The organism is Actinocrispum wychmicini (assembly GCF_004345645.1).
Lineage (GTDB): Bacteria > Actinomycetota > Actinomycetes > Mycobacteriales > Pseudonocardiaceae > Kibdelosporangium > Kibdelosporangium wychmicini.
The window spans coordinates 150,594-163,600 of record NZ_SLWS01000009.1; the positions used below are offsets into that span (position 1 = coordinate 150,594).

Below are 13,007 nucleotides of genomic sequence, written 5' to 3' on the forward strand. Positions count from 1 at the left end.
TTTAGACGCGTGGGGTGGCGCGCAGACCCATGTGCATGATCATCCGGCCGGCGGCGGTCCGGTAGAACGCCGCCTGCCCGCCGTCCTGGGTCAGGAACAGCCCCGCACCGGCTGGGACGAGGTCGAACTCGTCTTCACCGCGGCCGATCTGCCTGATGAGGTCGACGGTCGAGGTGACGTGCACGTGCAGTCCTCGGTCACTGGGCGTGACCTCGAAGATCTTGCCTTCCCGGCGGTAGGTTCCGACATAGTGGGCGGTGTCGTCCTCGGTCGGTTCCGGCTGGGGTGGCACTGTCCGGCTGAGGCCGGCCAGCTGTCCGCCGATCGTCTCGAAGAGTTGGTCGAACAGCTCGCTCGCGTGGCCTCCGTTGGTCAACAGGACCACCGCGATCCCGCTGTCCGGGATCATCCGGAGGAACGCGGCCTGGCCGATCATCCCGCCGTCGTGCCCCACCACGGGCCGGTCGTAGCCGTGGCTGAGGGTCAGGCCCAGGCCCCACGAGTCCGCGGCCGGGAACAGATCGGGCAGCCGGGCCTGCTCGGTCCGCATGGCGGCCACGCTGGCCGGGCTCAGCACCTGGTCGCCGTCCGACATCAGCGTCCGGGCGAACGTGAGGACGTCGCCCGCGGTCGAGTTGATGACACCCGCTGGGGCGAGCGACCTGGGTAGACCCCAGACCGGCGTCCTGGTGATGCCTGCACCCGGCAGGTCCAGGTGGCCGACCGCGGTCGGCAGCAACAGCGCGTCTTCGGGGAAGGTGACCGTCGACCGGAGTCCCAACGGGTCGATCAGGCGTCGACGAATCGCGGCGTCCCAGGATTCCCCGGTCAGCCGCTCGATCAGATGCGCGGCGACGACGTAGCCGGTGTTGCTGTAGGACCAGGTCTCCCCTGGGGCGAACAAGGGCGGCACGTCGCGCAGCCTGTCGACGAGTCGGGCCACGCTTTCCGCGCCGCGCCCGGTGTCGAAGTACAGGTCGCCGTCCAGTCCGCTGGTGTGCCGCAGCAGGTCGCGTGGAGTGATCCGACCGGCCAGGTCCGGTTCGGCCAGCACCAGATCGGGCAGCACCTCGGCCAGGCCGCGATCGAGGTCGAGAACTCCTTCGTCGCACAACTGAAGCAGCATCGCGGCGGTCCAGACCTTCGTGATCGATCCGATCTGGAACACCGAGTCGGGGGTGACCGGCGCGCCGGTGTCGATGTTCAGGACGCCGGCCGCCACGACATTGACCTCGTCCTCTCGCAAAACGCCGAGGACAGCACCTGGAACCCCGTTCACGTCGACCAGCCGCCGCAGCAATCGTTGCCACTGATCAGCTTCCGCACGGCCGCGCTCCACCACTCTTGGACGTGCGGTGTGTTCGCACAGCCAGGTGACCGTGCGGTCAAGCACGTCGACGCGATGCGACGGCCGTCCGGACTCGGCGAGGTCGTGGTCGCCGCCCGGATAGCGGACGAACTCGACCGGCACGCCGAGCCGGCGCAGCGCCGCGAACCATTGCTGGGACTGGCCGATCGGGCACCGGACGTCGTCCGTGCCGTGCAGGAGCAAGGTCGGTGTGGTCACCCGGTCCACCTGGTCGAGCGGCGAGAACCGGCCGAGAGCCGGGCCGGCCCCGCCTAACTCCCGCACGGCCAGATGGTTGCCCTGATCCGACGTACCGACCAGGCTGTCCAGGTCGGTGGCGGGTGCGCTGACCACCGCCGCGGCGAACCGGGTGTCGTGCGAGATCAGGTAGCACGCCAGATAACCGCCGTAGCTGTGGCCGGCGACGGCCAGCCGGCCCGGATCCGCGATTCCCGCTGCCACCAGGGCGTCCACCGGCTCCAGCAGGTCGCCGATGTCGGCTTCGCCCCACCGGCCGATCGCGGCCGTCAGGAACGATTCGCCGTACCCGTCGCTGCCCCGAGGGTTGACCGTGAGCACGGCCCAACCGCGTGCGGCCAGCACCTGGTGGTGGAGGTTCACGCGGTCCGCGCAGGCGTCCCACGCGTTGTGCGGTCCACCGTGGACGTCCACCAACAGCGGCTTCGGACCAGGCACGGACGGATCAGTGAGCAGCCAGCCGGCCACGGTCGAGCCGTCGGAGACGGTGAAGGACCGGGGTGTGCGGGTGAACAGTTCGACATCAGGCAACGAATCATGCTGCAACGAAGTCTGCACGGTGACGTGGCCCGTGCCGACGTCGACCACGGCCACCTCACCGAAAAGGTCCGGTGTCGCGAGGATGACCGCGGCACGTCCGTCCGACACCGACAACGCCAGGACGGATACCCCACTGTCGGTCAGCCGTTCGACCTGTCCTGATTCGACATCGAGGACGCTCAACGACGTGTCCCCGCCGTCACGGACACAGAACACCACGCCGCGCCCCTCGGCCACGAACTGCGGTGCGGCGACCGACCTGTCGGCGTCGGTGATCTGTTCGGTGGCGCCGTCCTTGGTTCGAATACGGAACAACTGCGACAAGCCGACCTTGGTATCCAACCGTCCCACCGCCAGCAGCGAACGGCCATCTGGATGCCAGCGAAGTCCACTCAGCCGCCCGTCGGCCGGCCCCAGCAGCCGTGGCTCGGCATCAGCGTCGATGTCGATCAGGTATGCGGCGACCGTCAGGTCGACGTCGGCGTTGGGCTCGGCCGCGGCGGTGAAGGCGAGCGTCCGGCCGTCCGGCGACCACACCGGGTCCGACGCGTCCCAGTCGCCGTCGGTGAGCCGACGCGTCTCACCGGTCAGGACATCCAGGACGTGCAGGTGCCAGCAACCCTCCAGGTAGTCCAGTCGCTTGGTGACGATCGGTGAGCCGGTGTCGGCAGGCCGGGCCCGGAACGCGATCCGGGTGCCGTCCGGACTCCACACCGGACGTCCTGCGGGAAGATCCGTGAGTCGCGTGGGAGTGCGACTCGCGATGTCCAGGCACCAGATCTGGTTCGCACGCAGAAACGCCAGTCGAGTCCCGTCAGGCGACCAGGCCGGCTCGTGGCCGTCGGTCAGTTCGACCGGCGCGGACATCGACGGGTCGATCAGCCAGAGGCCGCGGACGTCCCGGTCGGTGCTTTCCTGAGCATGGCGCCGGACAAAGCAGATTCGTTGTCCGGCCGGGTCGATCGCGACGTCCTCCGGCACCACCAGCCGTCCGACGTCGCTGCCCCGAAGTCGCCTGCGCATCAGGAGATCTTGCGGGCCGCCCGGCCGTCCACATGGACGTACCTGCTGCCATCGGCGAGGGTGTAGAACGTCAACGCGGTCCATGGGCCGGAATCGTCGACCCTGGTGAGGAACACGTTCTCCCGCACCGGAACCAAGACGGCTTCGACGACTTCGTCCGGCAGGGTCTCGGACAGCGCGGTGGTGATCGTGACCTTGGCCCGCAGCCCGTCCTCGGTGGCGGTCAGTTCCAGGCGCTCGCCCCATCGTTCGTACACGCCGACGTGGACCTGCTCGTCCACTGTGACCGGTGTCGCCGGCGGTTCCACTGCCGGTGGGATCGACAGGTCACAGACGTCGGCCAGGAACTCGCCGAGGAACCGGCGGTACAGCTCCTCGGTACGGCCGCCGTTGGTGAGCAGGCAGACCACGACACCCGCGTCGGGAACAATCCGCAGGAACGACTTCTGGCCGATCGTTCCCCCGTCGTGGCCGTGCACGAGCCGGCCGCCCCATTCGCTGATCGCCCAGCCCAGGCCGATCGATCGCTGGTCGAGCCCGGTTCCGTTGGCGATCCGCGTCTGAGGTTCGAGCATTTGGGCGGCGCGGGTCTCGGGCAGGATCGCGTCGCAACCGGGCAGGTGGGTACGCGCGAACGCCACGACGTCCGACGCTGTCGCGCAGATTCCGCCCGCCGGCCCGACGGACCGTGCCAACGCCCAAGTCGGTGCCAACACCGGCTTGCCGTCGGTCAGGCCGTGACCGTGGGCGACGCGGAACCGCATCACGTCCTCGGCCAGGGTGGCGGTGCTGTCCAGACCCAACCTGTCGATGATCCTGTTCCGCAGAGCGGTGTCCCAGGTGGTGAACGTCGCCCGCTCGACGATCGCGCCGAGGAGGCTGAAGCCGGCGTTGCAGTACGACATCGTCGCTCCGACCGGATGGGTCAACCCGATCATCAGGCAGGACGCGACAAATCGTTTCAGGGAGTCGTCGCCGCGGCCACCGTCGAAGAAGTAGTCGCCGTCGATGCCGCTCGTGTGGGTGAGCAGATGCCGGACCGTGACGCCGTCGACTAGCCCTGGGCTCGACAGCTGGAGTTCGGGCACGTATCGCAGGATCGGCGCGTCCAGGTCGAGCAGCCCCTCGTCGACCAGTTGCAGCACCATCGTCGCGGTGTAGATCTTGCTGATCGACCCGATCTGGAACACACTGTCCACAGTGGTCTCCACGCCGGTTTTCACGTTGAGCACTCCGGAAGCGGCCGTGTGCACGGTTCCGTCCACCAATGCCGCGAACGACGCACCGGGAACAGCGTATTCCTCGGTGAGGTCTCGCAACCGCCGCTGCCAGTGTTCGATGTCGACGACCATGTCGGTTCCTTTCGTCTTGGTTGTGCCCACCACAGCCAGGTAGTTCGCGGGATCGGTCACTCCTTCGGTGCACAGCAGCAGGACGGACGATTTCGCTGACACCCCAAGCAGTTCCCGCACATCGTGATCGGACGCGATCAGCCCGCCGAGCGCGGCGGCACCCGTCTCACCGGCGGCGATTCCGTGTCGCGCCAGGCGTCGCATCGCGTCGTGCATCGGGCTGTCGTCGATCACGAGACTGGCGCTCAGTCCGGCCTTCAACAACGGCCAGGTCGTGAAGGACGGCGTGCCGCAGTTCAGGCCCACCATCTCGGACACCTGCGGGCCCGGAACGGTGGTTCGCTCCGCCACCCGAAGCGATCTGGTGACGCATTCGGCACCCACCGGTTCGACCGCGATCACCCGCGTCGGCCCATGGGCGAAATGTCGGACCGCGGCCGCCGCCAGCGCGCCGACACCCACCGGGACGACCACGAAGTCCGGAAAGGACGATCCGCTTTCAGTCAGTGCCGCCTGGATCTCGCGGAACATCGTCGAGTAGCCGTCCGAGATCCACCCGGGGACCTCTTCGTAGCCGGGCCACGAGGTGTCCGACACGATGAGCCGGTCGCCGCTCGCGGTCGCGGCGGCGATCCGCACGGTCTCGTCGTAGTTGACGTCCGTCTGGTCGACCCGGGCGCCTTCGGCGCGGATGGCCTGGATCCGAGCGGCTGCCGTTCCTTCGGGCACGTAGATGTGCGCGGACATGCCGAACAGCGCCGCGACGCGGGCGACCGCACGGCCGTGATTCCCGTCGGTCGCCGTGACGAGGGTGAGGTCGGCGTGGTTCGACAGCAGTGCACGGAGGTCCTCGACGGTCGACCATTCGTCCCGGAGGCTTCGCCCGACGCGTTGTTCGACCAGCCGATAGGCGGCCCACGAGGCGCCCAGCGCCTTGAAGGACGGCAGGCCGAACCGGGTTGATTCGTGTTTCACCCACAGCCGTCCGACACCCATTTCGTTCGCGAGCTCGGGCAGGTCGTACAGGGGTGTCGCCGCGTAGCCAGGCAGCCGCCGGTGGTACCACCGCGGGTCGGCCGCCGGTGCCGTGGGGACGGACGGCCGCGCGATATCGGGTCGCAGCCACAATTCCTGAATCACAGGGCCCGACCCTAAGCCCGAAACAGCCGCCACCGCTTCGTCGCTTCGAACCAAAGCACCGCCTCGAACTGGTTCCGAACAGTAGAGTTCGAGCGGGTTCCGGTGGCTACAGTCGCGCCATGATGACGAGAAAAGTGCTCGGCACAACAGCGATTGTGGCGCTTCTGCTCGGCACGACCAACGGAATCGCCACGGCCGCACCGGTTTACGGTTCGGCCGGGGCGGGTGACGCATACTATCCGGAGGACGGCAACGGCGGCTATCAGGTCGACGACTACGACATCAGTATCGACTACGATCCCGCGAGTCATCAGCTCAAGGGCGTGGCGAAGATCTCCGCCACGACGACCCAGGCGCTCAAGGGTTTCAATCTCGACCTGCTCGGCTTCACCGTCGATTCGGTCCGAGTCGATTCGAGGGACGCTTCGCACCGCCGGGAAAGTGCGCACGAACTAGTGGTTCGACCGGCCGGGTCGCTCCGAAAAGGACAGAAGTTCACCGTCGAGGTCGCCTACCACGGCGTACCCGACCCCGCGGGCGCCTGGTTCCTCCGCCCCAGCGGCGGCGCGTACGCGGTGGGGGAACGCCAGGCCGCGTCCAGCTGGTTCCCGGTCAACGAGACGCCGCGGGACAAGGCGACGTTCACCCTGCGCGCCACCGTTCCGGCAGGGTGGTCAGTTCTCTCTAACGGTGTTAGAGAGAACGTTTTGAACACCGCCGGCAAGACGACGTACACCTGGCGGGAGCGCACCCCGATCACGGGGTATCTCACGACGATCGCCATTGACCGCTTCACGTTACTGACCCAGCGGCGCTCGAACGGGATGCCATTGGTCAGCGCGTTCGCACCGGGAACAGAGGGGAACATCCCGGTCGAGAAACGCCTCCCCGAGATCCTGGACTTCGAAGAGTCGCTGTTCGGCGCATATCCGATCGACACCGGCGGCGGAGTCTACGAATTCGGCCCCTTTACCGGGGCGCTCGAAGCGCAGGGCCGATCGGTGTACATCATCGCCCAGGGCAGCGGAACCGTCGCCAACGCCCGGAACTTGGTGCACGAGAACGCCCATCAGTGGTGGGGCGATTCGGTTTCGCTGTGGAACTGGTCCGATCTCTGTCTCAAGGAGTGCGTGGCGGCGTACACAGAGGACCTGTGGAGCGCCCAGAAAGAAGGACTGGACCTGGACCGCAACTACCGCGAGACCGTGTCGAAGAACCTGACCAACCCGACGTTCTGGAGTGCGAAGCTCCACGACGGCGGCCCGGACAGCGAGATGGCCAACGCCGTCTACTATCGCGGCCCGCTGTTCATGCACGCGTTACGGCGTCAGGTCGGCGACCGTGCGTTCTTCGCGGCACTGAAAGCATTTCCGCAGGCGCACCGCGACTCGAATGCGACGCTGCAACAGTTCATCGCGTCAATGGAATGCTATTCCGCGCAGGACCTGTCCGCATTCACCCGCGCCTGGCTGGACAGCACCACGATTCCGGCCGACCGGTACCTTTGGCCCGGGAACCTGAAACCGTGACGCGGACCGCTGTCCCGGACCACCGCAGTCCGGGACAGCGGCCTGGTCAGCCGCGACGAAGAGCACGCCCTGGCAATGCGCCTGTGGGTTCGCCGTCCCGCAACGCCACAACTCCGTTCACGACGACGTGGCGTACTCCCGTGGCGTACTGGTGTGGCTGCGCGTAAGTCGCGTGGTCGTTGATGGTCTGCGGATCGAACACCACCACGTCCGCGTACGAGCCGACCGTCAACTGGCCGCGACCACGCAACCGAAGGACGTCGGCCGGCAGGGACGTCATCCGGCGGATCGCCTCGGCCAGACTGAGGACGCCCTCCTCCCGCACGTACCGGCCGAGAATGCGGGCGAAGGCGCCGTACGCCCTGGGGTGCACCGGGACATGCTCGGCCAGTTCGACCGAGATCGCCTCGGAGTCCGATCCGACCGACACCCATGGTTGCCGCAGCGCCATCCGAATGTTGTCGGTGTGTCCCATGAAGTACGCGGCCTCCAGATCGGGTTCGGCGAGGACCAGGTCGATCAGGGTGTCGAGTTCGTCCGCCTGTCCCTGCGCCGCCGCGATCTGGGTGAGCGTCATACCGCCGTACGGGCGGCCGTCGGCGAGGTCGGCCAGCAGCAGGATGCCGGTGCCGCCGCCGGCGGCCTGGTACAGGTTCTCCCAGTCGCCCTCGTGCGTGCGGATCTGCCGTTTGACCTCGGCCCGGAACCCGTGGTCACGCAACCGGCCCAGCAGCGCGGGGGCCCCGCCGTCGTGCAGCACGGGTGGTATGACCGCGTGCAACGCGGTCATACCCGCGGTGTACGGGTACACGTCCGCCGTGACGGCCAGTCCCTTGGCTCGCGCCTCGTTGATCTCGTGGATGGCGTCCGACAGCTGGGGCCAGTTCGCCTTGCCGACGGCTTTGAGGTGATAGATCTCCGACCTGACCCCACTCCGCTCGGCGATGGTGAGGACCTCCCGTACCCCTTCCAGCAGGCGGTCACCTTCGCTGCGAATGTGCGAGATGTAGAGACCGTCGTGCTCGGCGATGACCCGCGCGTACTCGACAAGTTCCTCAGTGGACGCGTAGCTGCCCGGCGGGTAGATCAGTGCCGAGCCCACCCCCAACGCGCCGTCGGCGAGCTCCTCGTTCAGCAAAGCCTTGGCCCGCGCCAGTTCCTGACCGGTCAACGGACGGTTGTCCGCTCCGGCCTGCGACATCCGCAGGTTGTGCGCGCCGACGAAGCTCGCGACGTTCGGCGCGACCCCGCGGGACTGCAGGCTGGTGAGGAAGTCGGCCAGCCGGGGCCACCAGTGCCGGACGCCACTGTGCTCGACCAGCTGGCCCAGGACCAGTTCGGCGAGCTCCTCGGTGAGCGGGCCGAGCGAGAGGCCCTCGCCGAAGACCTCGGTGGTGACCCCCTGGCGCAGGTCGGACAGGCCTCGCCCGTCCTGCTGGAGGGTGCCGTAGGCGTGGCTGAGGATGTTGATGAATCCTGGCGCGACAGCGCATCCGGTGGCGTCGAGCACGTCGACCGCTGCGGGCTCGTCGGTCGGCGGGACGACGGCGCCGATTCGGTCGCCGTCGACCAACAGGTCCGCTCGCTGGCCGGGACCACCCAGACCGTCGTAGACCGTGCCGCCCTGGATCAGTGTGGTGTCTGACATTCCGCCTGCTCTCCTATGCCGTCATCCGGATCGACCACGGGAACTGAACGCTGCTGTAGGTCGCTCCGCGACCGAAGTTGGGTGTGGGCAACAGGTAGAACGGCACGATGTCGACGCGTTTGATCAGCTCCGACTCGGCCTGGTTCCACGTCGCACAGCCGTCCTTGCCCGACATCGAGGACGCCTTCCGCACCAGGGCGTCGTACGTGGGATTGTGGACGCTGCCCAGGTTCTTGCCGCCGTCGGCGAAGCCCGGCCCGGAGAACAGCGGGGCCAGCTGGCTCGGCAGGTGTTCGCCGACACCGACCAACGCCATGTCGAAGGCCCCCGAGACAACCACGTTGTTGAACGAGACGCCGTCGCCCGCCTTGGCCTCGACCTTGACACCGACCTGTTTCAGTTGCTGCTGAACGAGTTCGACCGCCTCGGTCTGCCGGCCCGGTGACGTGAAGTGGGCCAGCACGAAGGTCAGCGGCGATCCCTCCTTGTGCCGGTAGCCTTCGGCTCCCGGCAACCAGCCGGCGGCGTCCAACGCCGTCTTCGCGGCGGACACGTCGGTTGGCGGCAGGTTGCCGTCGATCGTGTTGCCGGGACACGGTTGCGGAGTGGTGCCCGCGAGCATCTGGTCGGCGGGTTTGCCGGCGTCGCCGGTGAGCACCTTGCCGATCTCGGGCAGGGTCAGGGCCTGGATGATGGCCCGCCGCACCGACTCGTCCGCACCGGGATGTCCCGCCTGTTCGTTGAACCAGATCTCCCCTTCGACACTCCAGCTGTCGATCCGGAACAAGTTCGCTGAGCGCAGCCGCTGCTCGTCCGGTCCGGTGATGTCCGCGGAGTTCAGCTGGCCGGACAGCAGCAGGTTGGCCGCCGTGGTCGGGTTCTCCACGACCTTCGCGACCACCTGGTCCGGCAGCCCGGGTTGGTTGTTCTGCCAGTCGCCGGGGCCCCACGCGTAGTCGGTGCGGCGTTTCGCGGTGTAGTGGTCGCCGGGCACGCTGTCGGCGAGCGTGAACAACCCGGTGCCGCCCTTGCCGGCCGCGAGCAGGGTCGGATCCCGCAGCGCGTTCCGGCAGACCATGGCGACGCTGCCGAGATCGAGCAATAGGAAGGCGTCCGGCTCGCCGCTGGTCACGGTGACGGTCCCGGCTGCCTCGTCCGCCGTCGCCGTGGTCCCGACCTGGACGGTCTGGCCCAGGATCGCGGCCTTGTTGGCGGGGTCCGCGACCCAGTTGATGGTCGCGGCGGCGTCGGCGGCGCTGAACGGCTGGCCGTCGGAACACGTGATGCCCTTGCGGATCGTGAAATGTGCCGTGGTCAGGGTGGCGTCGAAGGTCTCGGCCAGCGAGGCGACGACGTTGCCCGCGGCGTCCTGGTCGACCAGGCCCTGGTAGAGGAACTGGTCGAACTGGTTGGTGGCGCCCAGGGTCGTCGTGAACGGGTTCAGGTTGCCCAGGTCGGTGTCGACGGCCAGGGTGAACGTGCCCCCGTTGACCAGCTTGCCGCCGTCCGAGGCGCCGTTGCCTGGCGAAGTGCACCCGGACACGACCAGGCCCACGGTAACTGCCGTGGCGATCCACGTGGTGCGCTTCATTCATCCTCCAAGGCGGGATTTCGTCGTGCCAGCTTCGGCCGCGACACCCTGGCGACTCAATGAGCGAACCGACCAAATGCGGCGCCTGGATTGATCGCACTCGACAATGCGGCAGTCAGAGATCGTCGGCCATCAGGCGCAGCACGAGCATGGCCGCGAACCGGGTGTTGGCGTCACCCAGGTCGATCCCGGCCACCTCGGCCAGCCGACGCAGCCGGTACCGGAACGTGTTCGCGTGCACACCGACCGCGGCTGCCGCGTCGGCGACGTCGCCGAAGCAGTCGAGCCACGCCGAGAGGGTTCGCACCAGACACGTTCCGTGTTTGCGGTCGTATTCGGCGAGCCGGGTCACCGGACCGCGCACCACGTCGCCGCGGACGTCGATCTGTTCCCGTAACTCCAGCAACAGCGCCTCGACGTACACCTCACTGATGTTCGCCACCCGAACGTGGCCGTTCGACAGCCGCAGCACACGCAGGGCACGGTCGGCCGACAGCCGGGAGCCAGGGAGGCCAGCGGACCCGGACGCCACCGATCCGATCCCGATGAACGCCCGGACCTTGCCGCCGGCCCGGTCGAGGAAGTTCGCCGACAACCGGGTCGCTCGCTGCTGGGCCGCGCCGTTCGTGGCCTTGACCGGCAGGATCCCGTAGGTCGTGTCGCCGATCAGCGCGACGATGGCGCGGGGGTGCGCGGCCGTCAGGTGCATGGCGAACGCGTCGGAGAGCAACTGCCGTTCGGCGGTCCGTGAGGCGTCCAGGCCGTTGGCCGAGTCGGGAACGGCGAGCGCGAGCACTATCGCGGGCTGGTCGAGCAGCCCCAGCCGGTGGGCGGCGTCGCGGCCGCCGTCGAGCACCGCCTCCAGCCGCTCCGCCCGCAGCCGGCGTTGGATGTCCGCGCCGGCCCGCTGGCTCAGCATGTGCGGCGCGACCAACCTGGCTACGTCCCGAAACGCCTGAACCCGGTCGGGGCCGAGGTCGACCGGCCCGGCCGCCCACAACGAGCCGAGGATCTCGTTGCCGGCCCGGACGGCGATGGCCACCCGAGGAACGGACAAGCCGTCGATCTGGATGCCGCGCGGGCTGACGTAGACCGGCTCGTCCGTGCGGTAAAGGCGGTCGAACACGCCGTGTGACTCGAGTGCCCGCAGGTTCTCGGCCGACACCCTGCGTTCCACGATGGCGGCCGCCCGGGACGGGTCCGCCTCGTCCTGCCTGTCGGAGAAGGCGAGCACCCGGCCGTCGCGGTCTTCGATGGTGATCGGCGCGTCCAGCAACGCCGCCACCGCGTTCGCCAGCGTGAAGAGGTCTCCGGTGGGGATGCCGGACAGTGTTTCGCTGTTCTCGTCGGCGGAAACCAGCGCTTCGAGCATCGAGTTGACCTGCAACCACGATCTGCCTTCGGCCAGGACGAGCACCGCGACACCGCTACTCGCGGCGGCCGCGGAGATGGTGGAGCAGCGTGGTACCGGGTCGCGAACGACGAGCGCGGCGGCGCCTCGGACGCCGAGGTCATGCAGGGCCTGGGCGATCTGGTCGGCGCCACGCAGACCGACGCCCAGCAGGATCGCGCCGCGTGACCAGTCGGGCTGGTCCACCCCGTCGTAGATGGCCACCCCGCCGACGTCGACCAGCGCGTCGGGATCTCCGTACCCCATGGTCAGCAACGCCTCGTGCTGGCTGGACAGCACTCTCGTGACGGTCAGTCTCGGGCGGTTGCTCAGGGTGGCGACGGACAACATCTGCGCCTCCAGGCTGCGATATTCCGATATATTGGTATTCATGGATCATGAGCCCCCGGACAGCTCTTATCAACTCCTGGTGGCCGCTGCCGCACGCGACGCACCCACCAGGCCGTCCTCAGGCTCCAGACTGCTTCGAGACCATGTCTACGCGCGCGTCCTGGAGTGGATCGTCGACGGCCGGCTGCCGCCGGGCACCCGGATGCGCGACAAGGACATCGCCGACCTGCTGGAGGTGAGCAGGACGCCGGTGCGTGAGGCGATCCGCCGGCTGGAGGACGAAGGCCTGGTCACCACCGAGGCGAGCAGGTGGACCCGGGTGGCCGAGTTGAACGTCGCCGCGGCCGAACAGATCTACCCGATCCGCTGGACCCTGGAAGGTCTCGCGATCAGCCTGGGCGGCCCGTGGCCGGCCGACCGGATCGCCGAACTCAAGGCCGCCAACAAGCGACTCGCGAAGGCCGTGCGCGCGGGCGACGCCGCCGCGGCGGCCAAAGCCGACAGCGACTTCCATGACGTCATCATCGCCATCGCGGACAACACATGGTTGACGTCGATCGTCGGTGACCTGACGGTGCACCTGCGTCGCCTTGAGGTCGCGTACTTCGCCGGCGGCACCACCGCGAACCAGTCCGTGCACGAGCACAAACGCGCGATATCCGCGTTGGCGAAGGGGGATCTGGGCGCGGCCGAGAGCGCGATCACCGAGAACTGGCAACGCAGCCTGGACCGGATCCGCCGGCACAACACCTGACATACGGTTCACCTCCTGTGCCCTTTCCCGGACGAGTCAAGTACGACCCGAGGTGATCGCGCATCGGCACCAGGGATGACCTT

General features: G+C 68.1%; 7 protein-coding genes. 2 read left to right on the forward strand and 5 right to left on the reverse strand.

The window, feature by feature from the left end:
• Position 1: 1 nt before the first annotated feature.
• Together EV192_RS36325 and EV192_RS36330 are read right to left on the reverse strand one after the other, a co-directional pair.
• Positions 2 to 3,169 (reverse strand): serine hydrolase, encoded by a 3,168-nt coding sequence (locus EV192_RS36325; protein ID WP_165960816.1) that lies wholly within the window; start codon positions 3,167 to 3,169, stop codon positions 2 to 4.
• On the reverse strand, positions 3,169 to 5,661 hold the full coding sequence (locus EV192_RS36330) for a diaminopropionate ammonia-lyase (RefSeq protein WP_165960817.1): 2,493 nt from the start codon (positions 5,659 to 5,661) through the stop codon (positions 3,169 to 3,171). The genes EV192_RS36325 and EV192_RS36330 overlap by 1 nt, the downstream gene beginning before the upstream one ends.
• Here EV192_RS36330 and EV192_RS36335 point away from each other — a divergent pair.
• Positions 5,604 to 7,190, forward strand: coding sequence for a M1 family metallopeptidase (locus tag EV192_RS36335; RefSeq protein ID WP_243727302.1), 1,587 nt, complete (start codon positions 5,604 to 5,606; stop codon positions 7,188 to 7,190). The two genes, EV192_RS36330 and EV192_RS36335, sit on opposite strands and share 58 nt — an antisense overlap.
• Before the next feature lie 46 nt (positions 7,191 to 7,236).
• On the opposite strand, the gene EV192_RS36340 is transcribed toward EV192_RS36335, so the two are convergent.
• The 3 genes from EV192_RS36340 to EV192_RS36350 form a co-directional block, all read right to left on the reverse strand.
• The gene (locus EV192_RS36340) at positions 7,237 to 8,838 is read right to left on the reverse strand and encodes an N-acyl-D-amino-acid deacylase family protein (RefSeq protein ID WP_132123160.1); all 1,602 of its coding nucleotides are present in this window, start codon (positions 8,836 to 8,838) and stop codon (positions 7,237 to 7,239) included.
• Positions 8,839 to 8,851: 13 nt separating this feature from the next.
• Entirely contained in the window at positions 8,852 to 10,429 is a 1,578-nt protein-coding gene (locus EV192_RS36345; RefSeq protein WP_132123161.1) for an ABC transporter substrate-binding protein, read from the reverse strand.
• Positions 10,430 to 10,544: 115 nt separating this feature from the next.
• A complete protein-coding gene (locus EV192_RS36350) occupies positions 10,545 to 12,170 on the reverse strand; it encodes a PucR family transcriptional regulator (protein WP_132123162.1) in 1,626 nt (541 codons plus the stop codon).
• 40 nt (positions 12,171 to 12,210) lie between these two features.
• Between EV192_RS36350 and EV192_RS36355 the strand changes: the two genes are divergently transcribed.
• Complete coding sequence (locus EV192_RS36355) at positions 12,211 to 12,924, forward strand: GntR family transcriptional regulator (RefSeq protein WP_165960818.1); 714 nt, start codon at positions 12,211 to 12,213, stop codon at positions 12,922 to 12,924.
• Positions 12,925 to 13,007 lie beyond the last annotated feature (83 nt).

Coding starts and splice junctions, on each gene's coding strand:
- EV192_RS36325 (WP_165960816.1), bottom strand. CDS start 3,169: ATGCGCAGGCGACTTCGGGGCAGCGACGTCGGACGGCTGGTGGTGCCG.
- EV192_RS36340 (WP_132123160.1), bottom strand. CDS start 8,838: ATGTCAGACACCACACTGATCCAGGGCGGCACGGTCTACGACGGTCTG.
- EV192_RS36345 (WP_132123161.1), bottom strand. CDS start 10,429: ATGAAGCGCACCACGTGGATCGCCACGGCAGTTACCGTGGGCCTGGTC.
- EV192_RS36350 (WP_132123162.1), bottom strand. CDS start 12,170: ATGTTGTCCGTCGCCACCCTGAGCAACCGCCCGAGACTGACCGTCACG.
- EV192_RS36355 (WP_165960818.1), top strand. CDS start 12,211: ATGGATCATGAGCCCCCGGACAGCTCTTATCAACTCCTGGTGGCCGCT.